Below are 24679 nucleotides of genomic sequence, written 5' to 3' on the forward strand. Positions count from 1 at the left end.
CCTATGAACATCGACACGGGAGCACGTCAGGTGAAACCCCTGCTACTCAATTGCGACATGGGCGAGAGTTACGGCAGCTGGCGCATGGGCCTGGATGCCGAGGTGATGCCCTACATCGACTGCGCCAACATCGCCTGTGGCTATCACGCCGGCGACCCGAGCATCATGCGCCGCACCGTGGCCCTGGCACTGGAGCACGGCGTGACCATTGGCGCGCACCCGGCCTATCCGGACCTGGTCGGCTTCGGCCGCCGTTCCATGGCCTGCAGCCCTGAAGAGATCCGCGACCTGCTGCATTACCAGATCGGTGCCCTGGACGGCATCTGCAAGGTGCTCGGCGGCCGGGTGGCCTATGTGAAGCCCCACGGCGCGCTGTACAACGACATGATGGCCGACCCGCTCAAGCTGCGCACCGTGCTGGAAGCCGTGGCGGCCTATGGCAATGGCCTGCCGCTGATGCTCATGGCCACGGCCGACAACCGCGCGGCCCAGGCCCTGGGCGATGAAATCGGCGTGCCGCTGTGGTTCGAAGCCTTCGCCGACCGCGCCTACACCGCCAGCGGCCACCTGGTCTCGCGGCGCCTGCCGGGCGCGGTGCACCATGACCCGGCGCTGGTGGTCGAACAGGCCCTGCGCCTGGCCCGCGGTGAAACCCTGGTGGCGGATGACGGAAGCGCGTTGCAGCTGGCCGCCAGCACCCTCTGCGTGCATGGCGACAACGACAGCTCGGTAGCGGCCGTGCGGCAGATCCGCCAGGCCCTCGATGCGCAGGAGGCGCGATGAAGCTGCGTATCGAAGTCGTGGCCATCGACAGCCTGATGGTGCGCCTGTTCGACCGTATCGACGAAGCCAACATGCCGTGGATGCTCGCCGCCAGCCAGCGCCTGAGCGCGGCGTTCGGCGCGCACCTGGTGGATCTGGTGCCGTCCTACACCACGCTGATGGTGCAGTTCGACCTGCCACCGGGTGAGGCGAGGGTGTTGATCACTCAGGCGCTGGAGGGCTTGCAGCCGGACACCGGCAGCGGGGGCCGACGACATGAAATCCCGGTGTGGTACGACGCCAGCGTCGGCCCGGAACTGCCCGTGCTCGCAGCTCGCAGCGGGCTGAGTGAAGCCGAAGTGGTCCGTCTGCACAGTGAGCGTGAATACCCGGTATTCGCCCTTGGTTTTGCACCCGGTTTCGGTTTTATGGGGCTGGTCGACGAACGCCTGGCCAGCCCGCGCCTGAGCACCCCACGCAAGCGTGTGGCGGCCGGCAGCGTCGGTATCGCCGAACGCCAGACTGCGGCTTACCCTGCAGTGTCGCCGGGTGGCTGGAACCTGATCGGGCGCACCCCGGTGCGCCTGTTCGACCGCGAACGCGAGGGCTACAGCCTGCTGCAACCGGGTGACCGGGTGCGCTTCGTGGCGGTATCGCGTGAGGAATTCCTGGCCCTGGGCGGCGATGTGGAGGCGCAAGGATGAAGCAGTTGAAGATCGAGGCCAGCACCGCATTGTGCCAGTTGCAGGACGCCGGGCGCTTTGGCGTGCGGCACCTGGGCGTGACACAGGGTGGGGCGCTGGATTGGGTAGCGATGCATTGGGCCAACTGGCTGCTTGGCAACCCTCTTGGGGCGCCCGTGGTCGAGGTGGCGCTGGGCGGCTTTGCGCTGGTGGCCGAGCAGGATTGCGTGCTGGCGCTGGCCGGGGCTGACCTGGAGGCACGAGTGGATGATCAGCCACTGCTGCCATGGCGCAGCTTCACGCTGGCCAAAGGGCAGCGCTTGACCCTGAAGCAGCCAAAGCAGGGTGTGCGGGCCTACCTGGCGGCGCCGGGCGGGTTCCTAGGTGAAGATGTGCTGGGCAGCTGTGCTACGGTCGTGCGCGAGGAACTGGGGGGTATCGATGGGCGCGGTTCAGCGCTTGGCAAAGGGCAAACGCTCACCTTTGTCGGGGATTCGCCGGCCTTGCGCGAAGTACCTGCGGCCCTGTGCCCGAGCTATGTGGCCAAGCCCATGCTCGACCTGGTGATGGGCGCACAGATCGGTGATTTCAGCGGGACCAGTCTGTTTGAAGCGTTCAACCGTGACTGGACACTAGACAGCCGGGCCGACCGCATGGGTATCCGCTTGCTGGGGCCAGAGCTGGTCTATCAGGGTGCGCCGATGATTTCCGAAGGGATCCCGCTGGGGGCGGTGCAGGTGCCACCGGACGGGCAACCGATCGTGCTGCTCAATGACCGGCAGACCATTGGCGGCTATCCGCGGCTGGGGGCGTTGACGCCGTTGGCGTTGGCGCGGCTGGCGCAGTGCATGCCGGGGGCGGTGGTGCGGTTCAGGGCGGTGGTGCAGGAGGAGGCGTGGCAGGTACACCAACGTCTTATGTTTAGTTGGCGCCGTGAGCCATGAATGCTCAAAGAAGACAGTTCCAGGGTCATGTGCGTATTTGAGTGAGACGTTTATTTAAATGCTCTTCATACTCAAGTAGTTCTTCTTTTATTGATGAAAAGCGCTTTGTCCAATTACTGTTATCTTTATGCATTATGTTGTTGGTGAAGTAGTGTTCGTTTAGTTGTTTGAGGCGCTTTGAATCTTTGCTTAGAACGCCTGAGGTGTTCAGGGTTTTTAACTTTCCCAGTCTGTCTTCCTTGATGAGTTTTAGTGCTGTTGTGAGGGATTGGGTTTTAATTGTTTTGCTGTGTTCAGGGTGGGCATTTTTAAAGTTATCAAGGCTTTTGCCTGATAAGTGGCTGGATATATTTTTAATGATTTGAGGCATTGAGGCGAGCTCGGAAATTCTATTTCGAGTTTGGGGTTGGCGGTTAAAGAATCGTGCGCCCGGAAACCAGCTTGGAAGACGCACATGGCCAGATGGGTCACGGTAGTTAACCGGGTCACCATTGCAATATGAGTACGAATTCATGGTGTCGGCAATGAACGGGCTAAAGGAATCAGAACTACAAAAGCGCCTCATGGATGGGCTGTAAATTCTGTAACCCAGGCCTAAAATGTAGCAATTTGTCGCGAGATCGAACAATGCTCCATGGTAGGCAACGAATAGACTGCATGGCTCAGCCGAGTATCCATAGATAGAATAAGCTGCGGGGCAGGCTTTAATTTGGGATATCGAGGCCAATAGTGTGCGATTGCCATCTGTCGCCAGCAATGATGCTCTATCGTTCAAGTGAGGAAATGGTGGCTGATGTCTTGTTGGCTCGTAGGTGAATTGGGGTGTATCATGATTTTTGCTTTTTGAGTTTTGAACGGGCCGTTTCATGTCACCTCCGCAAGCGGTGTTTTTTGATGAGACACCTGTTCGCAGAAAAAAACAACTATCACAATTGATAGTTGTTTTATAAGCGTGCGCGGTTAGGCGTTACTTCGAAAGATAGCGCATACCGTCCTCCAACCCCTGCAAGGTCAGCGGGTACATCTTGTCCTCGATCAAATCCCGCACCAAATGGGTCGAAGCCGTGTAGTCCCAGGCCTGCTTGGGATACGGGTTGATCCAGATGATCTTCCTGAATTTCTCCATGAAGCGCTGCATCCACAGATACCCGGCCTCTTCGTTCCAGTGCTCGACACTACCTCCCGGCTGGGTGATCTCGTACGGCGCCATGGCCGCATCGCCGACGAACACCACCTTGTAGTCATCGCCGTACTTGTGCAGCAGGTCGAAGGTGGAGAAGCGCTCCGAGGTGCGGCGCAGGTTGTTCTTCCACACCGACTCGTACACGAAGTTGTGGAAGTAGTAGTACTCCAGGTGCTTGAACTCGGTCTTGCAGGCTGAGAACAGCTCTTCGCAGACCTTGACGTGGGCGTCCATCGAGCCGCCGATGTCGAACAGCAACAGCAGCTTCACCGTGTTGCGCCGTTCCGGGCGCATCTGGATGTTCAGCAGGCCGGCGTCACGCGCGGTGTGGTCGATGGTGCCGTCGATGTCGAGCTCTTCGGCGGCGCCTTCGCGGGCGAACTTGCGCAGCCGGCGCAGGGCCAGCTTGATGTTGCGCGTGCCCAGTTCGACCTGGTCGTCGAGGTTCTTGTACTCGCGCTGGTCCCAGACTTTTACCGCCTTGCCCTGGCGCTTGCCGGCCTCGCCGACGCGGATGCCTTCCGGGTTGAAGCCGCCCGAGCCGAACGGGCTGGTGCCGCCGGTGCCGATCCACTTGTTGCCACCGGCGTGGCGTTCCTTCTGCTCTTCGAGGCGCTTCTTGAACTCCTCGATGAGTTTGTCCAGGCCACCCAGCGACTGGATCTGCGCGCGCTCCTCGTCGGTGAGCGAGCGTTCGAATTCCTTGCGCAGCCACTCATCGGGGATCAGCGCCTCGATGTGCCGGTCAAGGTTTTCCAGGCCCTTGAAGTAGGCGGCGAATGCACGGTCGAACTTGTCGAAGTGGCGCTCGTCCTTCACCAGGATGGCGCGGGCCAGGTAGTAGAAGGCGTCCATGTCGGCGAACACCACGCCTTTTTGCAGGGCGTGGTGCAGGTCGAGCAGCTCGCGCACCGATACCGGCACCTTGGCCGCGCGCATTTCATTGAATAGGTTGAGCAGCATGGCCCGGCTCCTGTCAGCGGTTGCCGCGCCGGCTCATGAAGGCCAGGCGCTCGAGCAGTTGCACGTCCTGCTCGTTCTTGACCAGGGCGCCAGCCAATGGCGGGATGGCCTTGGTCGGGTCGCGTTCGCGCAGCACGGCTTCGCCGATGTTGTCGGCCATCAGCAGCTTGAGCCAGTCGACCAGCTCGGAGGTGGACGGCTTTTTCTTCAGGCCCGGTACCTTGCGCACGTCGAAGAACACGTCCAGCGCCTCGCTGACCAGCGACTGGCTGATGTTCGGGTAGTGCACGTCGACGATCTGCTGCAGGGTGCCGCGGTCAGGGAAGGCGATGTAGTGGAAGAAGCAGCGGCGCAGGAAGGCGTCGGGCAGCTCCTTTTCGTTGTTGGAGGTGATGATGATGATCGGGCGCTGTTTGGCCTTGATGGTCTCGTCGATTTCGTAGACGTAGAACTCCATCTTGTCGAGTTCCTGCAGCAGGTCATTGGGGAACTCGATGTCGGCCTTGTCGATTTCGTCGATCAGCAGGATCACCCGCTCGTCGGCCTCGAATGCCTCCCACAGCTTGCCTTTCTTCAGGTAGTTGCGCACGTCGTGGACCTTGTCCACACCCAGCTGCGAGTCGCGCAGGCGGCTGACCGCGTCGTACTCGTAGAGGCCCTGGTGGGCCTTGGTGGTGGACTTGATGTGCCAGGTAATCAGGCGTGCGCCGAACGAGGCGGCGAGCTGCTCGGCGAGCATGGTCTTGCCGGTGCCGGGCTCGCCCTTGACCAGCAGCGGGCGTTCGAGGGTGATGGCCGCGTTGACCGCCAGCTTCAGGTCGTCTGTGGCGACGTAGTCGCGGGTGCCTTCGAACTTCATGGGTCTGTCCTCTGCGGGGTGCCTATAGTTTGCCAACGACTATAACGCGGGCCCAGGCAGCTGGAAACGCAGACCGGGTATTCAGTCCCTGAATGGCTCGTCACGCACGCTCAGTCGGAACTGGGCGGGGACTGCTCATAACGTGCATTGAACGCCTGGATGAAGCCATTGCGCAGGATCTGCAGGAACGCTTCGAAAGCACTGATATTCTGCTGGTGCACGCTCCCGCTCAGCTCCACCCGGGTGGCGAACTGGTTCTTCGGCTGGTTCTTCAGCACCGTCTCACTGGCCCCCACCAGCGCCTCCCAGACCGAGCGGAAAGTGCCCTTGTTCCTGTTCTCCACGTCCTGTTGCCAGTCGAACACATCGACATCGCGCAACAACGGCTTGATGTAGCCGTGCAGCCGGCCTTGGTCGGCCTGGGCCTCGATGACCAGGTCGCCGTGCCCGGCATTGAAGTCGAACTTGCCGTAAGCGCTGGAAAAGTCGTTGAGCCTGCGCAGCTCGATGCCGGTGGTACGCAGGCGGAACTCGAAATCGTCGAAATCACTGAACGGGTCGAAGGTGGCGCGGCTTTCGACCTTGGCATCGCCCAGCAGCAGGGCGGTGGCGTCAAGGCTGGCATCGCGGCGGCCCTTCTTGTCGCGCACATTGGTCAGGTTGCGAATGTCTGCATCGAGCTGCGTGGCCTTGAGGGCGACCGGCGGCTTGGAATTGAAGTTGTGGAAGGTGAGGGTACCGTTTTCGATATGCACTTCGTTAAGGGTGATCGGCAGAAGTTTTTCCAGCTGCTGGCGCCAGTCGGTCCCCCGACCGGTCTGCGAGGCCTGCTTGCTGCCGCCGTCGACGAAGTTGAACTCGGGGCGCTTGAAGGTCACCTTGGCCACCACGGCCTTGTCGTAGATCAGTGAATGCCAGCTCACCGACAGGTCGATCAGCGGCGCATCCAGCAACGGCACCGGTAACTTGCCAGTGGTCTTGACGATTTTCAGGCCGTTGATCTGGTAGGCGCCGCGCCACCAGGCCAGGTCGACGTCGGCCACCTGGCCACGGTATTCGCCCAAGTGGGCAAGCTTGTCGTTCAGGTAATCGCGCACCAGGTAGGGCAGGGCCACCTGCAGGGCCACCAGCAGCACGATCAGGCTGGCCAGGCCAATCATCGGCCAGCGATAGCGAGCTTTCATCGCAAGGCTCTCCGCAGCGGGTTGCACGGTTGACCGCAGGCAAAGCCCGGGAGTTCTAACAGGCTTTACTGGCCACCGGGGCGGGCTTACCCTTTAAGTCTTTCCCTGCTGTTTCTCATGTTCAAGGACCCTGCCATGAGCCGTATCTACGCAGACAACGCCCACTCCATCGGCAACACGCCGCTGGTACAGATCAACCGCATCGCCCCGCGTGGGGTGACCATCCTGGCCAAGATCGAAGGGCGCAACCCGGGCTATTCGGTCAAGTGCCGGATCGGCGCGAACATGGTCTGGGACGCCGAGAGCAGCGGCAAACTCAAGCCAGGCATGACCATCGTCGAGCCGACCTCGGGCAACACCGGTATCGGCCTGGCGTTCGTTGCCGCCGCCCGTGGCTACAAGCTGATCCTGACCATGCCGGCCTCGATGAGCCTGGAGCGCCGCAAGGTGCTCAAGGCGCTGGGCGCAGAGCTGGTGCTGACCGAGCCGGCCAAGGGCATGAAGGGCGCCATCGAGAAGGCCAACGAAATCGTCGCCTCCGACCCTGCCCAGTACTTCCTGCCGGGCCAGTTCGACAACCCGGCCAACCCGGCGATCCACGAGAAGACCACCGGGCCGGAGATCTGGAACGACACCGACGGCGCGGTCGATGTGCTGGTTGCAGGTGTTGGTACCGGCGGCACCATTACCGGCGTGTCGCGCTACATCAAGCACACCCAGGGCAAGTCGATCCTCTCGGTGGCGGTCGAGCCGCTGGCGTCGCCGCTGATCAGCCAGACCCTGGCCGGTGAAGAGCTCAAGCCCAGCCCGCACAAGATCCAGGGCATTGGCGCCGGTTTCGTGCCGAAAAACCTCGACCTGTCGATCGTCGACCAGGTCGAGACCGTGACCGACGAAGAGTCCAAGGCCATGGCCATTCGCCTGATGCAGGAAGAAGGCATTCTCTGCGGCATTTCCTGTGGCGCGGCGATGGCAGCAGCGGTGCGCCTGGCCGAGAAACCGGAAATGCAAGGTAAGACCATCGTCGTAATCCTGCCCGACTCGGGCGAGCGTTATCTGTCCAGCATGCTGTTCAGCGACCTGTTCAGCGAGCAGGAAAACCAGCAGTAATCAGCCCGGCCGCTGATCCGGCGCAACATTCGGCGGCCTGGTTTATTGCAAAATCTTCATGAGTGAGATCCCGCCCAGGCTGTTTTTACCGGGGCGGGATGGGTTTATGATGGCCGGATGATTTTTCCGGGAGCAGGCAGCGCTGGCCTGGCTCCCTTCAAAGGAGTGTTGCATGACCTTTTCCTTCCTCGCCAAGGCGGGTGTCCTGCTGGTGTTCTTCGGCAGTGTGCTGTTCGTGCACCTGCGCGGCAAGGCACGGCTGCCGGTTCTGCGCCAGTTCGTCAACCATTCGGCGCTGTTCGCTCCTTATAACAGCCTGATGTACCTGTTCTCCAACGTGCCGTCCAAGCCTTACCTGGACCGCCAGCGCTTCCCCGAGTTGGATGTGCTCAAGGACAACTGGCAGGTGATCCGCGAGGAGGCCATGCGCCTGTTCGACGAGGGGTACATTCGTGCCGCCGAAAAGGACAACGACGCCGGCTTCGGTTCGTTCTTCAAGAAGGGCTGGAAGCGCTTCTACCTGAAGTGGTACGACAAGCCGCTGCCGTCTGCCGAAGCCCTGTGCCCGAAAACCGTCGAGCTGGTCAGCAGCATTCCCAACGTCAAGGGTGCGATGTTTGCCCTGCTGCCCGGTGGCAGCCACCTGAACCCGCACCGTGACCCGTTTGCCGGTTCGCTGCGCTACCACCTGGGCCTGTCGACCCCCAACTCCGACGCCTGCCGCATCTACGTCGATGGCGAGGAATACGCCTGGCGTGACGGCGAGGACGTGATGTTCGACGAGACCTACGTGCACTGGGTCAAGAACGAAACCGACGTGACCCGGGTGATCCTGTTCTGCGACATCGAGCGCCCGTTGAGCAGCCCGCTGATGACCCGCATCAACCGTAAGGTCAGTGCCTTCCTCGGCCGCGCCACCGCGCCGCAGAACACCGATGACGAGCGGGTGGGCGGGATCAACCAGGCGTATGCCTGGAGCAAGCGCTTCAGCAATAAAATCAGCAGCCGCATGAAGCAGTTCAAGCGCGCCAACCCCAAGGCCTATCGCATCCTGCGGCCGGTGCTGGCAGTGGTGGTGGCTTACTTCCTGTACCGCTGGTTGTTCTGATAGCAGGGCCGGCCTCTTCGCGGGCTTGCCCGCGAAGAGGCCGGAACAGGCTATTGCCCAACCCAGCATTCACCGCTATATTCCGAAACACTTCTCTTCTTCGAAGACCGACCCGATCATGCCAGCCATCCCTTCCACCACCAGCTTTGCCCTCGCGCCAGTCGCGGGCAGGGTCGTGCGTGGCAGCCAGCAGCCGGCCATGATCAGTCACTATCCACCACCACCTGTCAGTGGCGTCGTAGGCGGCGTAGCTCCGCCTCCTTGCGTGGTCGTGCTGGGCTGATCGGCTTCTGGCCGCATCCCTTCGCACCCGCAACCTACTGAACACGGTCGGCACCTTCCCTCGCTGAAGTTCACGCCCGCCGTCTGGCTTTTTCGCCTTATATCAGGTGGCAATACATGTCTGTCTTCAACAAAGCATCCGTGGCCTCGGCGGCCACCACCAGCCTGTTCGTCCTGCTCTGGAGCAGTGGCGCGATCGTTTCCAAGCTCGGCCTGGCCCATGCCAGCCCCTTTGCCTTCCTGCTGCTGCGCTCGGCGCTGGCCCTGACCGGCCTGCTGCTGATCGGCCCATTGCTGGGCCTGCGCTGGCCGCGTACCCGGGGGGCGATCCTGCGGGCCCTGGGCACCGGCTGTGTGCTGCTCGGCGCCTACCAGATCTTCTACCTGCTGGCGCTCAACACCCATGTCACCCCAGGCGTGATGGCCACGGTGATGGGGGTGCAACCGATCCTCACCGTGGTGCTGATGGAGCGCCAGCGTTCCTGGAGCCGTTTGTTCGGCCTGGGCCTGGGGCTTGGCGGGCTGGTGATGGTGGTCTACCAGGGCATCAACCTGGGCGGCGTGTCGCTGCTGGGCATGCTGTTCGCCCTGCTGGCGCTGGCCAGCATGACCTTTGGTTCAATCCTGCAGAAGCGCATCACCGACAACCCCATGGGCACACTGCCGCTGCAGTACATCGCCGGCTTCGCCATGTGCGCCGTGTTCGCGCCGCTGCAACCGCTGCATGTGGAATGGGCCGGCGGCTTCATCGGCGCGCTGCTGTGGATGGGGCTGGTGGTGTCGCTGCTGGCGACCCTGCTGCTGTATCGGCTGATCGCCAAAGGTAACCTGGTCAATGTCACCAGCCTGTTCTACCTGGTGCCGGCAGTGACTGCGGTGATGGACTTCCTGATCTTCGGCAACCGCCTGGCGCCGTTGAGCCTGCTGGGCATGGGGCTGATCGTGGTCGGCCTGCTGTTCGTGTTCCGCAAGCCGGTGGCGCGGCTGGCCGAGGCGTAGGGCCTAGCGGAACTCTTCGGGGATGGCGTGGCGCAACACGCCTTCCTCGAAGTCCAGGGTGCCGGCTTCGCGCTGGGTCAGCAGGTAGTACAGCAGGGTGTCGGCCGATTGCATTGCCGGCACTTCGACCGCCAGCATCCTCACCGCCTTTTCCACCTCGCACGTGCAGCCGAATTCGGCCAGGGCCGCGTGCACCTGCTCCAGGGTTTCCGGTGGCTTGACGACGACCCGGAACACCGACGCCCCGGCGCTCTGCTGCAAGGCGTCGAACCAGGCCTGGTCGCCCTCGTGACGGATGCTGATGATGTCGCCGGGGGCGATGCCGTAGACGTGGAAGGGGATGCTGTCGACCCGATAGCCCCCTGCGACCTCCTGTGTCCACAAGCCTTCCACCGAGGCTGGCGGGTAGCCGCTCGCGTCCTGCTCCAGGCGGAACAGCACCTTCCTGAATGTGTCGCTCATGGTCCGCATCGCCTCACGTGCGCGCCGGGCGCAGTACCAGCCACAGCGCCAGGGCAATCAGCACACCGCCATACACATGGGCCATCGACAAGGGCTCGTCGAGCAGCCATGCCCCCCACAATACACCGAATACCGGGATCAGGAAGGTCACGGTGCTGGCCTTGACCGGGCCGATTTCGGCCAGCAGGCGGAAGTACAGGATGTAGGCGAAGGCGGTGCACAGCAGGCCCAGGCCCAGCAGCGACAGCCATACCTGCCAGCCACCCCAGCTTGCCGGTGGCTGGGTCAGGGCGCTCCAGGCGAACAGCGGGCTCAGCATCAAGGTGGCGCCGAGCATGCTGCCCAGGGCCGACAGGCGGCTGTCCAGGCCGCTGATCCAGCGCCGTGCAAGGAAGCCGGCGAAGCCGTAGCAGGTGGTGGCCGCCAGGCACGCCAGGGCACCTTGCACCAGGGCCATGTCCAGCGCTACCGGGCCGGCGCCGCTGAGGATGCCGACACCAAACAGGCCGAGGAAAATACCGCCGAGCTTGGGCAGGGTCATGGCCTCGCGGAAGAACAGCGCGCCGATCAGTACGCCCATCAGCGGTGTGGTGGCGTTGAAAATCGCCGAATAGCCGGCGGGCAGCACTTGCGCGGCCACGGAATAGAAGGTGGCCGGGATGCCCGAGTTGATCATGCCCAGCACCAGGCAGGCGCCGAGCTTGCCGTCGAAGTTCCAGCGCACCCGGGTGGCGGCGAGGATGGCGATCAGGCCCAGGCAGGCGATGGCGACGCGGAAGAACGCGGTAGGGACGGTACCCAGCTCCGGGGCGATAATGCGCATGAACAGGAAACTCGCCCCCCAGACAGCGGCAAGGGTCAGCAGGCGGGCTAGGGCAATGGGGCTCACAACGGTCTCCGGGGACGGGGCAGGGCGCGAGTGTACGTGACTGGCTTGGGCGATTCTTGTGCTTTCTTGCGCTGTATACCTGTACCGGCCTTTTCGCGGGCTAAGCTCATAGCTCACCCAGCCCCGAGGTGTTGTGCATGACCCAGCATTGGCCCGCCGGCGAGATCGCGCGGATGATCCTCGACGGCTTCGATGACTACCGCGAGCACTTTCGCCGTATCACCCTTGGCGCCCGCGAGCGCTTCGAGCAGGCGCGCTGGCAGGACATCCAGCGGGCGTCGGCAGTGCGGATCAACCTGTATGAACAGAAAGTCGGCGAGGTCAACGCCTGGCTGCGCGATGGTTTCGACGAAGAGGTGCTGCTGGATGTGGAACAGTGGCCACTGGTGAAAAACGCCTACATCCGCCTGATCGACCCACGGCTGGACGACGAGCTGGCGGAGACCTGGTACAACTCGCTGTTCTGCAGCCTGTTCAGCCATGACCAGATCAGCGACGGCTGCATGTTCATCCACACCACCCGGCCGTCGATCCGCACCCATGAGCGCGCTGCGCAGACCCGCACCTACACGCCCGGCGGTAGCCTCAAGGGGCTGTTGCGGGCCATTTTCGCTGACTATGCCTTTGCCTATGGCGATCTCGAAGGCGATGTGGCACGCCTTGAAGAACAACTGAAGGAGTGCCTGCCGGACTGGGTGTGCAAGGACCCGGCCCTGGCCGTGGAACTGTTCGTACCGGTGCTGTACCGCAACAAGGGTGCTTATCTGGTCGGCCGCCTGTACAACGCTGACGAGCAGTGGCCGCTGGCGATCGCACTGCTGCACCGGGAAGGCCATGGCATCGAGGCCGATGCGCTGATCACCGACGAGGCCGAGGTGTCGATCATCTTCTCGTTCACCCGTTCGTACTTCATGGCCGACGTGCCGGTGCCGGCGGAGTTCGTCAACTTCCTCAAGCGCATCCTGCCGGGCAAGCACGTTGCCGAGCTGTACACCTCGATCGGTTTCTACAAGCAAGGCAAGTCGGAGTTCTATCGCGCCCTGATCAACCACCTGGCCAGCAGCGACGACCGTTTCGTCATGGCCCCCGGGGTACGCGGCATGGTCATGAGCGTGTTCACCCTGCCGGGCTTCAATACCGTGTTCAAGATCATCAAGGACCGCTTCTCGCCGTCCAAGACCGTCGACCGCGCCACGGTGATCGACAAGTACCGGCTGGTGAAAAGTGTCGACCGGGTGGGGCGCATGGCCGATACCCAGGAGTTTGCCGACTTCCGTTTCCCGCGTGGAAAGTTCGAGCCCGAATGCCTGGCCGAGTTGCTGGAAGTGGCGCCCTCGACCGTGGCCCTGGAGGGCGACACGGTGCTGGTCCGCCACTGCTGGACCGAGCGGCGCATGACCCCGCTCAACCTGTACCTGGAGCACGCCAGCGAAGGGCAGGTGCTCGAAGCGCTGGAGGACTACGGGCTGGCGATCAAGCAACTGGCAGCGGCGAACATCTTCCCGGGTGACATGCTGCTGAAGAACTTCGGCGTGACCCGGCATGGGCGGGTGGTGTTCTATGACTATGACGAGATCAGCTTCCTGACCGAGGTGAACTTCAGGCACATCCCGCCGCCGCGTTACCCGGAGGACGAGATGTCCGGCGAGCCGTGGTATTCGATCGGGCCGCACGATGTGTTCCCCGAGGAGTTCCCGCCGTTCCTGTTTGCCGATATCGGCCAGCGCCGGCTGTTCAGCCGCTTGCACGGCGAGTTGTATGACGCGGACTACTGGAAGGGGCTGCAGGCGGCAATCCGGGAAGGCAAGGTGATCGATGTGTTTCCTTATCGGCGCAAGGGGCGCTGAATGCGGGTTTCCAGGCCCGGCCTCTCAACATTCAACCCTTCAAACACTTCATCTCACTGAAGTCCGTCCTCACCTTGGCCAGCCGCTCCTGCAGGAACTGCCGCTGCGCCGGGCTGCTCAAGTGCACCAGGTCCACAATCAAACTGCGCGCCTGCTGCTCGGTATTCTGGTAGGCAGCACGGTACTCCGGCGTCCACAGGCTTTCCTTGCGTTGCAGCAAGGTCGCCAGGCGCGGCTCGAAGCTGGCGTCGTTGCGCTGGTTCATGGCCAGCATCAGCTGTTGCTGCCAGTGCTGGCGGTTGGCGATCCACTGGCGGTTCTGGTCACCCAGCGCCTGCGACCAGGCCTGCACACGCTGGCGCTGGGTGGCATTGAGCTCACCGAACCAGTTGGTCAGGCGCTTCTCCATTCGCTCGGTGCGGCGGGCGATCTGCTTGGCCACGGGCGTGTCGACGTATTCCCTCTGCCGCTCGTTGATATCGTCGCGGAAGGCATCGCGCATTTCCGCGACCTGCGCATCGCTCATGCCACGCAGGAGTTCGGTGGCCGAGGGGGTGATTTCCTCGGCCACCCGGCCAATCGCCTGGCGGGCCTCGACGGTGCGTTGCTGCAGGGTCTGGTCGGTCACCTGGTCGTCGGCGACCATGTCGCGCACCCGGTCGAGCCAGTCGAGGTAGCCGGGCAGCTGGGTCTTGCAGTGCCAGGCCAGGTGCTGCTTGAGCCGTTCGTCGAGCAATGCCTTCTGCTCACGGTTCATCGCCAGGTAGTCGCCCAGCGACCAGGGCACCAGGCGGTCGAGGTTGCGATAGGCCAGGTCGATGCGGTTGCAGGCCGCCAGTGCCATGGCGCAGGCAATGGCGATGAACAGGGCTTTGGACAGGCGTACAGGCATGTTCAGGTCCTGGCGGTGGCTGGGCACTCGGTAGACGCAAAGGGCGCCGGGGCGGTTCCGCAGAATCAGCGATCAGGCAGCGCAGTGGCTTCAGGTGTAGAATAGCCGCCTTGTCTTGAGGAACATCGGAAATGGCTCTGCTTGGGCGTTACAACAGTTTGCAAATCGTGAAACACGTGGAATTCGGCCTGTACCTGGATGGCGGCGCCGACGGCGAAATCCTGCTGCCCGGGCGCTACATCCCGAAGGACGCCGAAACCGAGGTCGACGACTGGCTGAACGTGTTCATCTACCTGGACAGCGAAGACCAGCTGATTGCCACCACCGAGAAGCCCAAGGTGCAGGTCGGCGAGTTCGCCAGCCTGAAGGTCAAGGACATCAACGGTGCCGGTATCTTCCTCGACTGGGGCCTGTCCAAGGACCTGCTCATGCCGTATTCGGAAGAATCACGCCAGCTGAAGATCGGCGACTACTGCGTGGTGCATGCCTACCTCGACAAGCGCACCCGCCGCATTACCGCGACTTCGCGCCTGGACCGCTACCTCGACCGCGCCCCGGCCGACTACTCGGTTGGCCAGCCCGTCCAGCTGCTGGTGGCCGGTGAGACGCCGATGGGCTTCAAGGCCATCATCAACAACCGCCACTGGGGCCTGATCCACAAGAACGAGGTGTTCAAGTTCCTGCGTTCGGGCATGCATGTGGATGGCTTCATCAAGGAACTGCGCCATGACGGCAAGATTGCCCTGAGCCTGCAGCCGGTCGGCCAGGCGCTGGGCGATGACCTGCAGGCGCGCATCATGGCGCGCCTGGAGGCCGAAGGTGGGGTGCTGGCGGTGAGCGACAAGAGCGCCCCTGAAGTGATCAGCCAGATGTTCAACGTCAGCAAGGGCAACTTCAAGAAGGCCATTGGCGGGTTGTTCAAGCAGGGCCGCATCGTCATCCATGACGATCGCATCGAAAAGGCCTGATCAGGCCTGCACGAAGGTCCGGAAATCCAGCTGCTCGCCACCCGGGCGGGTGTCGCGCAGCAGCGAGTCACGGTCGGCGCTCAGGGCCAGGCTGATGGTCGAGCGGCGCTTGCCGGGGTTGCGCACTTCCATCTGCTCCTGGTGAGCACGGAGGAAGTTGACCGGCACCTTCAGGTGCTGCAGCTCGTCGCTTTCCGGGGTGTGCAGCAACAGGTTGACCCAATCGGGCTGGCCCTTGCGCAGCAGCGCCACCGGCACCTCGAACCACCACAGGTTGCGTTTGCGGTCGAGGATGGCGAACAGGGTGTTGGCGCTGGTCAGCACCGGGTTGGCCAAGGCCTGGTTGCGGCGGGCGATGGCGGCGGGTTTGTCGAGTTTCATGCAGGTTCCTGCGGGTTGACGCTTGATTAGGGCTGCATTGTGAGGGGTGGCAGAGGGCGCGGCAAGGTTTGACGGCCCTTTCGCGGGTAAACCGCGAAGAGGCCATCAGCTTTAACGACGGATAGGCCTGCTCAACTCGGAAGTAGCCCCGTCCGCAGTGGTCACCGTCGCCGTAAAGCTCTTCAAATCGCCGATATTCTCCAGCACCTGGGCAAACCGCGCCTGCCCCTTGGCATCGCTGTTAACCAACAGATCACCCAGATACTGCTCCGCCTCGGTCCCATCCGCCTGAGCATTGCCAAACACCTCGATGCGCAACAGGCTCGACACTGGCCCCTGCACCTCGCCCCGCAGCACATTGCCGTCCAGCGCGATCAGCCGTGGCGGCTGCTGGTTGTGGTTGGGCAGCGGCTGGCACGGCTTGGGCTCGCCCTTGGCGTCACAGATGATCGCCTGGTCCTTCTTTGGCAAATCCGCGCCGACGCCACGCGAGCCTACATACAAGGCATGGGCCTGGGCCGGAACGCCGAACACGATGGCGCCGGTCCGCTGGTTCGGCACGCACGAACCCCCGGCCTCGCAGCGGCGGATGTCCTGGCTGTTGCCCCAGACGCGGTTGCCGCTCAGGCGCGTGGCGGTGAGCTCCGGCTCCGGGCGCAAGGCTACGCCGATGCGGTTGCCGTGGATCAGGTTGCCGTCGAGGATGTTGCCTTCGCCGGTGACGCTGACGCCGATCGAGTTGCCGCTGAAGGTGTTGGCGCCGAGGTAGTTGCGCTTGCCCCAGTTGATCTGCAGGCCGTCGGAATAGTTTTCGAAGCGGTTGCGCACCACGCTGTTGTCGTTGCCCAGCAGGATCTCGATGCCCTGGGACGGCTCGGGGTTGGCCGGGGTGGAGCGGAACAGGTTGTCGGCCACCAGGTTGAAGGCCGCGCCGCGGGTCAGCTCAAGGCCATCGCCGTTGTCGATCAGCTGGTTGCGCAGCACCTTGTTGTTGACCGTGGTGGTGGCGGTCGGGTTGCCGGCACCATCGTCGCCCGTGAGCATGATGCCGGCGCCGCCTTTGTTGGCGACGATGCGGTTGTCTTCGATGACGTTGCCGCTGGCGCGGTTGACCAGGATGCCGATGCAGAAGTTGCGCACTTCCAGGCCACTCAGGTGCACGCCCTGGGTATCACGCAGTACCAGCCCGGGGTTGGTGGTGGTGCGCACGTTGGTGCCGAACTGGCCCGGCAAGGCGCCGGGGCAGGTGCGCACGCCCTGGTCCTTGATGTAGCCCGAGCCATCGATGGCGATGTACTGGCCGTCACGCGCCCAGGGCAGGCCGGTGATCTGTACAGGGCCCTTGATTTCCGGCAGCGCGTGGGTCGGGCGAATCACGTAGGGCGGTTTACCCTCCGCAGCGATCTCGATGCGGTAGTGGCCGGGGTTCTGGTTGCTGGTTTCGATGGCCCAGCGCAAGGTGCCGGGTTGGCCATCGTCGGCATAACGCTCGACCTTCAGGGTTTCGCTGGCCGGTGCGGCAGCCAGGGCAGGCAAGGGCAACAACGGCAACAAAGCCGCAAGCAGGGGCATCAGACGCATGGGGCAAATATCCGGAAACTGTTGTTTTTATACGCAGGTTGGCAGCGATTTTAGGGCAGCCGTCGGGCCTTGAGCAGTGAGCTTGGCCTAATCGGTGCGGTATTCGCCCGCTGATTCGCCGTTCGGCTTGGGCCAGGCAAATTGATTGAAACTCTTTCGCAAGGTCCCCAGTCCACCGACTGTCGACACGGTCCACGTGTCTCCATTTGCAGGAGATTTGCCATGAGCGGCACCAAAGACAAAGCAAAAGGCCTGGCCAACGAAGCAATTGGTAACGTCAAGCAGGGCATCGGCAAGGTCACCGATAACGACAAGCTGCGGGCAGAAGGCAAGGCCCAGGAACTCAAGGGCGAAGCGCAGCAGATCAAGGGTAACGTGAAGGATGCGGTGAAGAAGCCTTGATGTGAAACGGCCTGTTCCTGCCTCTTCCCGGGGCCGGAACAGGTTCAGGCATTTTCTTCTGGTATGTCCGGGAGCAGTACATCACCGGCGTGGTCTATTAGACTTACCCGTTGTACTCAAGAATCAAGCGGCGAAAGGAGACGCTATGATTTTCCCCGACCTGCGCGGCCTGCCCCTGCACCGCGTGCTGGTACGCACCGTCAAGGAATTCCTCGACGACGAGATGTCGACCTATGCGTCCGCGCTGGCCTACCAGATGCTGTTTTCGCTGTTCCCTTTCCTGCTGTTCCTGATCGCCCTGATCGGCTTCCTGCACCTGCCGGACTTCTTCTCCTGGTTGCGCCTGCAATCGGAACTGGTGCTGCCGCCTCAGGCGCTGGAGCAGGTGAACCCGGTCATCGACCAGTTGCAGCAGTCCAAGGGCGGGCTGCTGTCGGTGGGTATCGTCATCGCCCTGTGGACCGCCTCGGCCGGCGTGCGCCTGATGATGAGCGCCATGAATGCCGCCTATGACGTGCCTGAGGGGCGCCCGGTGTGGAAGCGTATTCCGCTGTCGATCATCTACACCGTCGGTATCGCCGGCATGCTGCTGGCAGCGGCCGCGTTGATGGTGCTGGGGCCGCAGGTGATGGAGTGGATCGCCTCCCAGGTCGGCCTGCAGGAAGTGATCGTCACTGTATGGACCGTGCTGCGCTGGCCGGCGATCATCATCCTGATGATGGTCGCGGTGGCGTTGATCTACTACGTGATGCCGGACGTGAAGCAGAAGTTTCGCTTCATCACCCCCGGTTCGGTGCTGGCGGTAGTAGTATGGATCATCGCCTCCCTGGGCTTTGCCTACTACGTCAAGACCTTTGCCGACTACAACGCCATGTATGGCAGCATCGGTGCGATCATCGTGCTGTTGCTGTATTTCTACATCTCTGCCGCCGTGCTGTTGCTGGGCGCGGAAATGAATGCAGTGATCGAGCACATGTCGAGCGAGGGCAAGAACCCGGGCGAGAAGGATTTCAAGGGCGCCAGACCCCAGGAAACCATCACCGTGCTCGGCCATGAACACCCGGTCGAGCCTGAACCGACCGAGCCGAACCCGCGATGATCCGTGACATTCTCAAGATGGGCGACGAGCGCTTGCTGCGCATCGCACCACCGGTGCCTGAACATCTGATCGGCAGCAGCGAACTGCAGCAGTTGATCGACGACATGTTCGAAACCATGCACCACGTCGGTGGCGTAGGCCTGGCCGCGCCGCAGATCGGTATCGACCTGCAACTGGTGATCTTCGGCTTCGAGCGCAGCGAGCGTTACCCGGATGCCGAGCCGGTGCCGCAGACCATCCTGCTCAACCCGGTGATCACGCCGCTGACCACCGAAGTCGAGGACGGTTGGGAGGGCTGCCTGTCGGTGCCCGGCCTGCGTGGTGTGGTGCCGCGCTTCAAACACATCAGCTACGAAGGCATCGACCCGCAGGGTAATCCGATCAACCGCTTTGCCGATGGCTTTCATGCGCGGGTGGTGCAGCACGAGTGCGACCACCTGATCGGCCGCCTGTACCCCTCGCGTATCCAGGACTTTGCCCGGTTCGGCTACACCGATGTGCTGTTCCCCGGGCTGGATGACAGCGACGACTGAGGCCGCACCATGGCCAGCAGGTTTTTGCTGCGCTGGTAGCGTTGCAGGCGCGAGGCCAGGGCTTCGGGCAGGTGCTCAGTGATGCTGAAGCCAAGGCGCTGGTAGTAGGCCGTGAGGTCGGGGTGGCAGAACAGCCAGGTCGGGCCACTGTGCCCGGCCAGCGCCGCCTTGACCAACTGCGCGGCAATGCCACGCTTGCGCTGCTGCGGGGCGACGAACAGGCCGGTGAGCCAGTGGCCGTCGGCGATGGCACTGAGGCAAAGGCCGGCAACGATGCCGTCGCTGCGTGCCACCCACGATTCACCATCATTGGCTGCGCGCATGCGCGAACCCTGCTGTTTGTAGAAGTGCTCGAGCAATCGGCGTTCGGGGCCGGTGAGCAGGGCGCAATGCAAGGAATTCATGGGGTATACCTGGAACGGATGGCTCTAGCCCGGTAATTTCAGGCCATCGAGCCGTTTGGCTTTGTCGCAGATTGTTGCAAATCCTGCAAGGGTGAATGTCCGAGTTCAGGGTTCAACTATTCCCGGCCAGGAGTAGAATTTTACCTATTCCCACTGGCAGTAGACGAAGCGGGATCGGTACTTCGTGTCATCTTCGCAGTTGATGACAACTTCTCCGCGCCATTGACGGCATCAGAAGTCACGCGATCAGCTGGATTGCTTTAAAGGCCAAACCCCATGAAACCATTACTGATTCTTGCACTGGTCGGTATGTCCTCGTTCGCCCTCGCCGATGAGGCCAAGCCGGTCTCCAGCGAGCCTGTGGCCCAGCAGTACGACTATTCCATGAACCTCGACATCAAACGGGTGATCAACCTGTCGACCATCCCCAATGTCTGTGAAGTGGTGCCTGCGACCATGACCTATGAAGACCATCATGGCCAGGTGCATACCATTCAGTACCGGGCGATGGGCGAAGGTTGCCAGCAGGGTTGATCGTCCTACGTCAGCGGCCTCTTCGCGTTGAGCCGTAGCGAAGAAGCTGCTTTCGTCCCGCCGGTTCAGCGGCCCGACAATACCTTCTGTACTACCTCCAGGCCTTGTTTCAGTTCAGCCCGGCTACCTGCTGCCGACAGGCTGATGCGCACGGCCTGCACTTCGATCGCGCCAATGGCAAACACACTGGCCGGGACGATTTCCACACCTTGCTCGCGACATTGCCTGACCACCGCCTCGGCCCCCTGCGGCGTGCCCAGCCACGCGTGGGGCGAAGGTTGCCCGGTATTGTGCAATCCATCACCCAGCAGTCTGCGTGCCAGGCGCCATCGCTCGGTAATTTCCGTTTTCTGCCAGGCAAGCCGCTGCGCAGCGGTGCCGTCCTCGATCCATTGGCACGCGATATCCAGGCTCAATGGCGACACCGACCAGTGGCTGGCCTGGGCATGCGGGTCAACCTGTGCCAGCAGCTTCGGGTTGGCCGCAATCCATCCCAAGCGCAAGCCAGCAGCCACCGTCTTGGACAGGCTATTGATGTAGACCGCTTGATCGCCCAGTAGCGGATAGAGCGGCGCTTGGTCGCTGAATGCGCCATACACATCATCCTCGATCAGCAACAGCCCCAGGCGTTTGACTACCTCAGCAATGGCCGCGCGGCGAGTATCCGTCATGCAGGCACCTGTGGGGTTGTGCAGGGTCGGTGTGGTCACCAGCACGCGGGCACCGCTGGCGCGCGCCACACGGTCCAGGTCATCGGGCCGCAGGCCTTGGTTGTCCAGTGCCACACCATGCACGGGCAGACGCAGTTGCCGACAGGCCGCCTTGATACCCGGTGCGGTCAGGGCCTCGAGCATGACCGGCTCGCCAGCCTGACAGAACGACTGCAGCACCAGTGCCAGCGCTTGCTGGGCTCCGCCACACAGCAACAGCTCGTCCGCTGAAAGAGCCAGGCCGCGGTTGGCCATCCACTGGGCGCCGCGAATCCGCCCTTGCAGCAACTGCTCGGGGCCCAGGTAATGATCGAGCAAGTTGCTATCGGGGCGTTTCAGCAGGCTGCGCAAGCTGTCTTGCAAGTCATGATTATGCGGATCGGCTACCGGAACGTTGGTCGACAGGTCGATCAGCGGGCGCTGCCCGTCGTGATGCTTGATGCGAAACAAGGTCGCTTCCTTGCTGCCCGCCAGCACGTAAGTGCCTCGGCCCACTTCGCCAGCCACAAGGTGGCGCGCGGCCGCTTCGCGGTAGGCCTGCTGGGTGGTACTCGGGTTGAGGCCCAGTTTCCAGGCCAGCCGGCGTTGCGGGGGCAGGCGGTCACCCACCTTGAGGACGCCGCTTTCGATGGCGTGGGCAATCGCATCGACCAAGGCCAGGTATCGGGGTTGGTCATCGTCGACCAGCTGCGGGATCCACACGAAATTGCTACCCATGCAATATAAGGTTGTACCCATACAATGCCCGGCGCTTAGGATCGGATCAACCACCTACCGAAGAGGGATGATCGCCATGTTCGACCTTGTTGCCCTGCGCGAAGCCGCCGATTTCGTTCACCAGCACGTGCCGCCGACACCTCAGCGCATCTGGCCGCTGCTGGCCGAGCGGGTGGGCTGCAAGCTTTGGGTCAAGCACGAAAACCACGCCCCCACCGGCGCCTTCAAGGTGCGCGGCGGGTTGGTGTATGTGCGTTCGCTGCTGGCCGCCGGCAAGCCCCCGCGCGGGCTGGTCACCGCCACCCGTGGCAATCACGGCCAGAGCATGGCGCTGGCTGCGAGCCAGGCCGGTGTGCCGCTGGTGATCGTGGTGCCCGAAGGCAACTCGAAAGAGAAGAACGCCGCCATGCGCGCGCTTGGCGCCGAGCTGGTGGAGCATGGTGTCGACTTCGACGTGGCCCGGGAAGAGGCGGCCCGCCTGGCGGATGAGCTGGGCTATGACATGGTGCCGTCGTTTCATCCTGAACTGGTGCGCGGCGTGGCCACCTATGCCCTGGAGCTGTTCGAGGCCGTGGCCGACCTGGATTGCGTGTACGTGCCGATCGGCATGGGCTCGGGCATCTGCGGGCTGATTCAGGCGCGCAACCTGCTGGGGCTGAAGACCGAAATCGTCGGCGTGGTGTCCAGTGCGGCCGATGCCTATGCGCAGAGTTTCGAGCAGGGCCGCATCGTCACCACGGCCACCGCCGATACCTTTGCCGACGGCATGGCCTGCCGGGTCCCGCACCCGGATGCCTTTGCCCTCGTTCGCGAGCATGCCGCGCGCATCGTGAGGGTCACCGACAGCGAAGTGGCAGCGGCCATGCGCATCTATCATGAAACCACCCATAACACCGCTGAAGGTGCCGGTGCTGCGGCGCTGGCGGCGTTGCTGCAGGAGCGCGAGCGCCAGGCCGGCAAGCGCGTGGCCGTGGTGTTGAGCGGAGCAAATGTGGATCGCGAGCGTTATGCGCAGGTGCTGGCAAACAGCAACTAACTTGAGGCGTTGCCCTTCCAATCCCTGGATTACTCGTGGCAGGCTCTACGGCGCCAGTTAGCCTGCCATGAGTAGTCCATGCCATTTTCCAACGGTTTCCTCCTCAGCCTGTCGTTGTGCCTCGATATCGGCGTGGCCAACATCGCCATGATCACCCTGGCCATGCAGCGTGGCTTCCTCCAGGGTTTCTGGCTCGGCCTGGGGACTTGCGTGGGCGACCTGATCTACGCCATTGCGGCGCTTGCCGGCATGACCGTGCTGCTGCAGTTCGACAGCGTGCGCTGGACCTTGTGGCTTGGCGGTTCGGCGTTGCTGGTGTGGTTCGCCATCAAGATGCTGCTGGCCGCCTGGCGTGGCGGGCATATGCAGGCCAGCGCGCAGGTGGTGGTGGAGTCGGGCTGGCGCGAGTTTCTGCGGGGCATCTTCCTGGCCATGTCGTCGCCCAGCGCCATCCTCTGGTTCGCCGCGGTCGGCGGCGTGCTGATATCCCGCGCTGGCGGTGGCAGCCTGCTGGACGCCGGGCTGTTCCTGGGTGGCTTTTTCGCCGCCGGGATGCTCTGGTGCATGGGCATTTGTGGCATCGCCAGCCATGGCGGGCGCTTGCTGGGGGACCGTCTGCTGACCTGGTCGTACCTGCTGTCGGCGGCGATTTTCTGCTATTTCGCGGTGTATGTGATCATCTCGGGCTACCGTGAATTCATTCTCGCCAGCGCACCGCTTACCTGAGGCAACGGTCATGACCCTGCAACCCATCTCCCCAGTGCGTTACGAAGACGGCCGCAGGCTCAACCTGGCCGGTTTTGCCGAACGTTTCAGCATGAGTGACCTGAGCGGGTTGCCGTTGCTCTGGCAACGCTTCGCTCCGCACCTTGGGCATGTGCCCGGGCAGCACGATCATGACAGTTACGGTGTCTGCTACAACCCCGACGCGCAGGGCGGGTTCGACTACCTGGCAGGTGTGGAAGTCCATGCCGGCCAACCCTTGCCCGACGGGTTCAGTGCCTTGACGCTGGCCCCGCAGCATTACGCAGTGTTCGAGCACCATGGCAGTTTGCAGTGCCTGAAGGCAACCTTCGATGGCATTTTCCGGTGGCTGCCACAGTCGGGTGAGCAGCAGGCCGATGCGGCCCTGTTCGAGCGCTACCCGGCAGGGTTCGATCCTGCCGACCCTCAGGCGGTCATGGAGATCTGGATTCCTCTGCAGCGGAAATAATTCCGCCAGCCTGTCGATCTATGCGACTACCGTTCGACCATGAGCTGAAGGTACACGACATCCTTGTACCGAAACGCTCATGAGCGATCGGAGGAACACCCGATGAACACGGCAGCCGAAAACGAAATCCGTCAGCTGATCGAACGCTGGATGCAGGCCGTGCGTGACCGTGACATCCCGGCCATCACCGCGCCCTACGCCGACGACATCGTCGCCTTCGATGCCATCCAGTCACTGCAGTTCAAGGGCAAGGCCGCCTACCAGGCCCATTGGGAAATGTGCATGAGCATGTGCCCCGGGCCCATGGTCTTCGAGCTCGCCCAGCTGACCGTGCATGCTGACGGTGAGCTGGGCCTGGCTCACTGGCTGAACCGCTGTGGCCCTGGCGATGACGAAAGCCAGTGCGGCTTCATGCGCGCCACCGTCGGTTACCGCAAGGTCGGCGGCCGGTGGCAGGTGATCCACGAACACTGGTCGGCGCCCTTCGACATGGAAACCCAGAAAGCACTGTTCGATCTCAAGCCTTGATCGGCTATCGCCAAATGCACGTTGCCAACGCCTGGAGACGACCATGAAATACCTGTGCCTGGTCTATTGTGACGAAGGGCTGCTGCACAGCCTGCCCGACAGCCCGGAAGACGCCGAATGCATGGCCTACGCCGAATCGCTGCAGAACTCCGGGCGCATCATCGCGGCCGAGGCGCTGAAAACCGTGCAGACCGCCACCACCGTGCGCATGCGCGGTGGGCGAATGAGCATCACCGATGGTCCGTTCGCCGAAACCAAAGAGCAGCTCGCCGGTTTCTACCTGGTCGATGCCCGTGACCTCAACGAGGCGCTGACCATCGCCAAGGGCATTCCGGCGGCGCGGGTCGGCAGCGTGGAAGTGCGGCCGGTGCGCGAACTGCAACCCTGACAGCAACGGAGAACAACA

Annotated in this window: 29 protein-coding genes; 18 read left to right on the forward strand and 11 right to left on the reverse strand. The window is 62.8% G+C overall.

Going from position 1 to position 24679, the window contains the following annotated elements; genetic code table 11:
* Nucleotides 1-3: 3 nt before the first annotated feature.
* From ACIPZ8_RS19755 to ACIPZ8_RS19765, 3 genes are read left to right on the forward strand one after another with little or no spacing between them, the layout of a single operon-like run.
* A complete protein-coding gene (locus tag ACIPZ8_RS19755) occupies nt 4-783 on the forward strand; it encodes a 5-oxoprolinase subunit PxpA (protein ID WP_400726485.1) in 780 nt (259 codons plus the stop codon).
* Nucleotides 780-1466 (forward strand): 5-oxoprolinase subunit PxpB, encoded by a 687-nt coding sequence (gene pxpB, locus ACIPZ8_RS19760; protein WP_400726488.1) that lies wholly within the window; start codon nt 780-782, stop codon nt 1464-1466. Before ACIPZ8_RS19755 ends, pxpB begins: the two co-directional genes overlap by 4 nt.
* Complete coding sequence (locus tag ACIPZ8_RS19765; RefSeq protein WP_400726491.1) at nt 1463-2389, forward strand: biotin-dependent carboxyltransferase family protein; 927 nt, start codon at nt 1463-1465, stop codon at nt 2387-2389. Before pxpB ends, ACIPZ8_RS19765 begins: the two co-directional genes overlap by 4 nt.
* Nucleotides 2390-2414: 25 nt before the next feature.
* Here ACIPZ8_RS19765 and ACIPZ8_RS19770 read toward each other — a convergent pair whose 3' ends face one another.
* The 4 genes from ACIPZ8_RS19770 to ACIPZ8_RS19785 form a co-directional block, all read right to left on the reverse strand.
* A complete protein-coding gene (locus ACIPZ8_RS19770) occupies nt 2415-3257 on the reverse strand; it encodes an RHS repeat-associated core domain-containing protein (RefSeq protein ID WP_400726494.1) in 843 nt (280 codons plus the stop codon).
* A 99-nt stretch (nt 3258-3356) separates the two neighbouring features.
* Nucleotides 3357-4535, reverse strand: coding sequence for a VWA domain-containing protein (locus tag ACIPZ8_RS19775; RefSeq protein WP_400726497.1), 1179 nt, complete (start codon nt 4533-4535; stop codon nt 3357-3359).
* A gap of 13 nt (nt 4536-4548) precedes the next feature.
* Nucleotides 4549-5394: a MoxR family ATPase gene (locus tag ACIPZ8_RS19780; protein WP_152953989.1), complete on the reverse strand. Its 846-nt coding sequence runs from the start codon at nt 5392-5394 to the stop codon at nt 4549-4551.
* Between the two features lie 110 nt (nt 5395-5504).
* Nucleotides 5505-6578 (reverse strand): DUF748 domain-containing protein, encoded by a 1074-nt coding sequence (locus tag ACIPZ8_RS19785; protein WP_400726500.1) that lies wholly within the window; start codon nt 6576-6578, stop codon nt 5505-5507.
* Nucleotides 6579-6713: 135 nt separating this feature from the next.
* On the opposite strand from ACIPZ8_RS19785, the gene cysK reads away from it, so the two are divergent.
* The 4 genes from cysK (at nt 6714) to ACIPZ8_RS19805 (ending at nt 10077) form a co-directional block, all read left to right on the forward strand.
* A complete protein-coding gene (gene cysK / locus ACIPZ8_RS19790) occupies nt 6714-7688 on the forward strand; it encodes a cysteine synthase A (protein WP_400726503.1) in 975 nt (324 codons plus the stop codon).
* Nucleotides 7689-7860: 172 nt separating this feature from the next.
* Nucleotides 7861-8796: an aspartyl/asparaginyl beta-hydroxylase domain-containing protein gene (locus ACIPZ8_RS19795; protein WP_400726506.1), complete on the forward strand. Its 936-nt coding sequence runs from the start codon at nt 7861-7863 to the stop codon at nt 8794-8796.
* A gap of 118 nt (nt 8797-8914) precedes the next feature.
* Nucleotides 8915-9079, forward strand: a complete 165-nt coding sequence (locus ACIPZ8_RS19800; protein ID WP_400726509.1) for a hypothetical protein — start codon at nt 8915-8917, stop codon at nt 9077-9079.
* Nucleotides 9080-9195: 116 nt separating this feature from the next.
* A complete protein-coding gene (locus tag ACIPZ8_RS19805) occupies nt 9196-10077 on the forward strand; it encodes a DMT family transporter (protein ID WP_400726511.1) in 882 nt (293 codons plus the stop codon).
* A gap of 3 nt (nt 10078-10080) precedes the next feature.
* Here the strand turns inward: ACIPZ8_RS19805 and ACIPZ8_RS19810 are convergent, their stop codons facing one another.
* The gene (locus ACIPZ8_RS19810; protein ID WP_400726514.1) at nt 10081-10539 is read right to left on the reverse strand and encodes a DUF4265 domain-containing protein; all 459 of its coding nucleotides are present in this window, start codon (nt 10537-10539) and stop codon (nt 10081-10083) included.
* A 13-nt stretch (nt 10540-10552) separates the two neighbouring features.
* Nucleotides 10553-11428, reverse strand: a complete 876-nt coding sequence (locus ACIPZ8_RS19815; RefSeq protein ID WP_400726516.1) for a DMT family transporter — start codon at nt 11426-11428, stop codon at nt 10553-10555.
* Between the two features lie 137 nt (nt 11429-11565).
* Here ACIPZ8_RS19815 and aceK point away from each other — a divergent pair, with 137 nt between their 5' ends.
* Complete coding sequence (gene aceK, locus ACIPZ8_RS19820; RefSeq protein ID WP_400726519.1) at nt 11566-13275, forward strand: bifunctional isocitrate dehydrogenase kinase/phosphatase; 1710 nt, start codon at nt 11566-11568, stop codon at nt 13273-13275.
* Nucleotides 13276-13306: 31 nt separating this feature from the next.
* Here aceK and ACIPZ8_RS19825 read toward each other — a convergent pair whose 3' ends face one another.
* Nucleotides 13307-14167 (reverse strand): DUF6279 family lipoprotein, encoded by an 861-nt coding sequence (locus tag ACIPZ8_RS19825; RefSeq protein WP_400726522.1) that lies wholly within the window; start codon nt 14165-14167, stop codon nt 13307-13309.
* 131 nt (nt 14168-14298) lie between these two features.
* On the opposite strand from ACIPZ8_RS19825, the gene ACIPZ8_RS19830 reads away from it, so the two are divergent.
* On the forward strand, nt 14299-15135 hold the full coding sequence (locus ACIPZ8_RS19830) for a S1 RNA-binding domain-containing protein (protein ID WP_400726525.1): 837 nt from the start codon (nt 14299-14301) through the stop codon (nt 15133-15135).
* On the opposite strand, the gene ACIPZ8_RS19835 is transcribed toward ACIPZ8_RS19830, so the two are convergent.
* Together ACIPZ8_RS19835 and ACIPZ8_RS19840 are read right to left on the reverse strand one after the other, a co-directional pair.
* The gene (locus ACIPZ8_RS19835) at nt 15136-15516 is read right to left on the reverse strand and encodes a hypothetical protein (RefSeq protein ID WP_060510375.1); all 381 of its coding nucleotides are present in this window, start codon (nt 15514-15516) and stop codon (nt 15136-15138) included. It abuts the gene before it with no gap.
* Between the two features lie 111 nt (nt 15517-15627).
* On the reverse strand, nt 15628-17097 hold the full coding sequence (locus tag ACIPZ8_RS19840; protein WP_400726527.1) for a nitrous oxide reductase family maturation protein NosD: 1470 nt from the start codon (nt 17095-17097) through the stop codon (nt 15628-15630).
* A gap of 222 nt (nt 17098-17319) precedes the next feature.
* Between ACIPZ8_RS19840 and ACIPZ8_RS19845 the strand changes: the two genes are divergently transcribed.
* From ACIPZ8_RS19845 to def, 3 genes are all read left to right on the forward strand, one after another.
* Complete coding sequence (locus ACIPZ8_RS19845) at nt 17320-17499, forward strand: CsbD family protein (RefSeq protein WP_274906786.1); 180 nt, start codon at nt 17320-17322, stop codon at nt 17497-17499.
* A 145-nt stretch (nt 17500-17644) separates the two neighbouring features.
* Entirely contained in the window at nt 17645-18598 is a 954-nt protein-coding gene (locus ACIPZ8_RS19850) for a YihY/virulence factor BrkB family protein (RefSeq protein ID WP_400726530.1), read from the forward strand.
* The gene (gene def / locus ACIPZ8_RS19855) at nt 18595-19131 is read left to right on the forward strand and encodes a peptide deformylase (protein WP_400726533.1); all 537 of its coding nucleotides are present in this window, start codon (nt 18595-18597) and stop codon (nt 19129-19131) included. Before ACIPZ8_RS19850 ends, def begins: the two co-directional genes overlap by 4 nt.
* On the opposite strand, the gene ACIPZ8_RS19860 is transcribed toward def, so the two are convergent.
* Entirely contained in the window at nt 19086-19535 is a 450-nt protein-coding gene (locus ACIPZ8_RS19860) for a GNAT family N-acetyltransferase (RefSeq protein WP_400726535.1), read from the reverse strand. The genes def and ACIPZ8_RS19860 overlap by 46 nt on opposite strands.
* A 276-nt stretch (nt 19536-19811) precedes the next feature.
* Between ACIPZ8_RS19860 and ACIPZ8_RS19865 the strand changes: the two genes are divergently transcribed.
* A complete protein-coding gene (locus tag ACIPZ8_RS19865) occupies nt 19812-20069 on the forward strand; it encodes a DUF2790 domain-containing protein (protein ID WP_054885703.1) in 258 nt (85 codons plus the stop codon).
* 65 nt (nt 20070-20134) lie between these two features.
* On the opposite strand, the gene ACIPZ8_RS19870 is transcribed toward ACIPZ8_RS19865, so the two are convergent.
* The gene (locus ACIPZ8_RS19870; RefSeq protein WP_400726537.1) at nt 20135-21496 is read right to left on the reverse strand and encodes a PLP-dependent aminotransferase family protein; all 1362 of its coding nucleotides are present in this window, start codon (nt 21494-21496) and stop codon (nt 20135-20137) included.
* Nucleotides 21497-21572: 76 nt separating this feature from the next.
* Here ACIPZ8_RS19870 and ACIPZ8_RS19875 point away from each other — a divergent pair, with 76 nt between their 5' ends.
* From ACIPZ8_RS19875 to ACIPZ8_RS19895, 5 genes are all read left to right on the forward strand, one after another.
* Nucleotides 21573-22532: a threonine dehydratase gene (locus ACIPZ8_RS19875; RefSeq protein WP_400726540.1), complete on the forward strand. Its 960-nt coding sequence runs from the start codon at nt 21573-21575 to the stop codon at nt 22530-22532.
* A 78-nt stretch (nt 22533-22610) separates the two neighbouring features.
* Nucleotides 22611-23258 carry a LysE family translocator gene (locus ACIPZ8_RS19880; RefSeq protein ID WP_400726542.1) on the forward strand — a complete coding sequence of 216 codons (648 nt, stop codon included), beginning with the start codon at nt 22611-22613 and terminating at the stop codon, nt 23256-23258.
* 10 nt (nt 23259-23268) lie between these two features.
* Nucleotides 23269-23745, forward strand: coding sequence for a GyrI-like domain-containing protein (locus tag ACIPZ8_RS19885; RefSeq protein ID WP_400726545.1), 477 nt, complete (start codon nt 23269-23271; stop codon nt 23743-23745).
* A 102-nt stretch (nt 23746-23847) separates the two neighbouring features.
* Nucleotides 23848-24273 carry a YybH family protein gene (locus ACIPZ8_RS19890; RefSeq protein ID WP_400726548.1) on the forward strand — a complete coding sequence of 142 codons (426 nt, stop codon included), beginning with the start codon at nt 23848-23850 and terminating at the stop codon, nt 24271-24273.
* Between the two features lie 43 nt (nt 24274-24316).
* Nucleotides 24317-24661, forward strand: coding sequence for a YciI family protein (locus ACIPZ8_RS19895; RefSeq protein WP_400726551.1), 345 nt, complete (start codon nt 24317-24319; stop codon nt 24659-24661).
* The last annotated feature ends 18 nt before the right edge of the window (nt 24662-24679 follow it).

It is taken from the genome of Pseudomonas sp. NPDC089422 (assembly GCF_044749405.1).
Lineage (GTDB): Bacteria > Pseudomonadota > Gammaproteobacteria > Pseudomonadales > Pseudomonadaceae > Aquipseudomonas.

Bases quoted from the DNA above. Each gene is read 5' to 3' on its own strand.
- ACIPZ8_RS19880 (WP_400726542.1), top strand. From the start codon at position 22,611: ATGCCATTTTCCAACGGTTTCCTCCTCAGCCTGTCGTTGTGCCTCGAT.
- pxpB (WP_400726488.1), top strand. From the start codon at position 780: ATGAAGCTGCGTATCGAAGTCGTGGCCATCGACAGCCTGATGGTGCGC.
- ACIPZ8_RS19895 (WP_400726551.1), top strand. From the start codon at position 24,317: ATGAAATACCTGTGCCTGGTCTATTGTGACGAAGGGCTGCTGCACAGC.
- ACIPZ8_RS19830 (WP_400726525.1), top strand. From the start codon at position 14,299: ATGGCTCTGCTTGGGCGTTACAACAGTTTGCAAATCGTGAAACACGTG.
- ACIPZ8_RS19765 (WP_400726491.1), top strand. From the start codon at position 1,463: ATGAAGCAGTTGAAGATCGAGGCCAGCACCGCATTGTGCCAGTTGCAG.
- ACIPZ8_RS19755 (WP_400726485.1), top strand. From the start codon at position 4: ATGAACATCGACACGGGAGCACGTCAGGTGAAACCCCTGCTACTCAAT.
- ACIPZ8_RS19860 (WP_400726535.1), bottom strand. From the start codon at position 19,535: ATGAATTCCTTGCATTGCGCCCTGCTCACCGGCCCCGAACGCCGATTG.
- ACIPZ8_RS19770 (WP_400726494.1), bottom strand. From the start codon at position 3,257: ATGAAACGGCCCGTTCAAAACTCAAAAAGCAAAAATCATGATACACCC.
- ACIPZ8_RS19810 (WP_400726514.1), bottom strand. From the start codon at position 10,539: ATGAGCGACACATTCAGGAAGGTGCTGTTCCGCCTGGAGCAGGACGCG.
- ACIPZ8_RS19875 (WP_400726540.1), top strand. From the start codon at position 21,573: ATGTTCGACCTTGTTGCCCTGCGCGAAGCCGCCGATTTCGTTCACCAG.
- ACIPZ8_RS19870 (WP_400726537.1), bottom strand. From the start codon at position 21,496: ATGGGTAGCAATTTCGTGTGGATCCCGCAGCTGGTCGACGATGACCAA.
- ACIPZ8_RS19865 (WP_054885703.1), top strand. From the start codon at position 19,812: ATGAAACCATTACTGATTCTTGCACTGGTCGGTATGTCCTCGTTCGCC.
- ACIPZ8_RS19890 (WP_400726548.1), top strand. From the start codon at position 23,848: ATGAACACGGCAGCCGAAAACGAAATCCGTCAGCTGATCGAACGCTGG.
- ACIPZ8_RS19845 (WP_274906786.1), top strand. From the start codon at position 17,320: ATGAGCGGCACCAAAGACAAAGCAAAAGGCCTGGCCAACGAAGCAATT.
- ACIPZ8_RS19800 (WP_400726509.1), top strand. From the start codon at position 8,915: ATGCCAGCCATCCCTTCCACCACCAGCTTTGCCCTCGCGCCAGTCGCG.
- ACIPZ8_RS19795 (WP_400726506.1), top strand. From the start codon at position 7,861: ATGACCTTTTCCTTCCTCGCCAAGGCGGGTGTCCTGCTGGTGTTCTTC.
- ACIPZ8_RS19775 (WP_400726497.1), bottom strand. From the start codon at position 4,535: ATGCTGCTCAACCTATTCAATGAAATGCGCGCGGCCAAGGTGCCGGTA.
- aceK (WP_400726519.1), top strand. From the start codon at position 11,566: ATGACCCAGCATTGGCCCGCCGGCGAGATCGCGCGGATGATCCTCGAC.
- ACIPZ8_RS19835 (WP_060510375.1), bottom strand. From the start codon at position 15,516: ATGAAACTCGACAAACCCGCCGCCATCGCCCGCCGCAACCAGGCCTTG.
- ACIPZ8_RS19850 (WP_400726530.1), top strand. From the start codon at position 17,645: ATGATTTTCCCCGACCTGCGCGGCCTGCCCCTGCACCGCGTGCTGGTA.
- cysK (WP_400726503.1), top strand. From the start codon at position 6,714: ATGAGCCGTATCTACGCAGACAACGCCCACTCCATCGGCAACACGCCG.
- ACIPZ8_RS19885 (WP_400726545.1), top strand. From the start codon at position 23,269: ATGACCCTGCAACCCATCTCCCCAGTGCGTTACGAAGACGGCCGCAGG.
- def (WP_400726533.1), top strand. From the start codon at position 18,595: ATGATCCGTGACATTCTCAAGATGGGCGACGAGCGCTTGCTGCGCATC.
- ACIPZ8_RS19805 (WP_400726511.1), top strand. From the start codon at position 9,196: ATGTCTGTCTTCAACAAAGCATCCGTGGCCTCGGCGGCCACCACCAGC.
- ACIPZ8_RS19780 (WP_152953989.1), bottom strand. From the start codon at position 5,394: ATGAAGTTCGAAGGCACCCGCGACTACGTCGCCACAGACGACCTGAAG.
- ACIPZ8_RS19785 (WP_400726500.1), bottom strand. From the start codon at position 6,578: ATGAAAGCTCGCTATCGCTGGCCGATGATTGGCCTGGCCAGCCTGATC.
- ACIPZ8_RS19825 (WP_400726522.1), bottom strand. From the start codon at position 14,167: ATGCCTGTACGCCTGTCCAAAGCCCTGTTCATCGCCATTGCCTGCGCC.
- ACIPZ8_RS19840 (WP_400726527.1), bottom strand. From the start codon at position 17,097: ATGCGTCTGATGCCCCTGCTTGCGGCTTTGTTGCCGTTGTTGCCCTTG.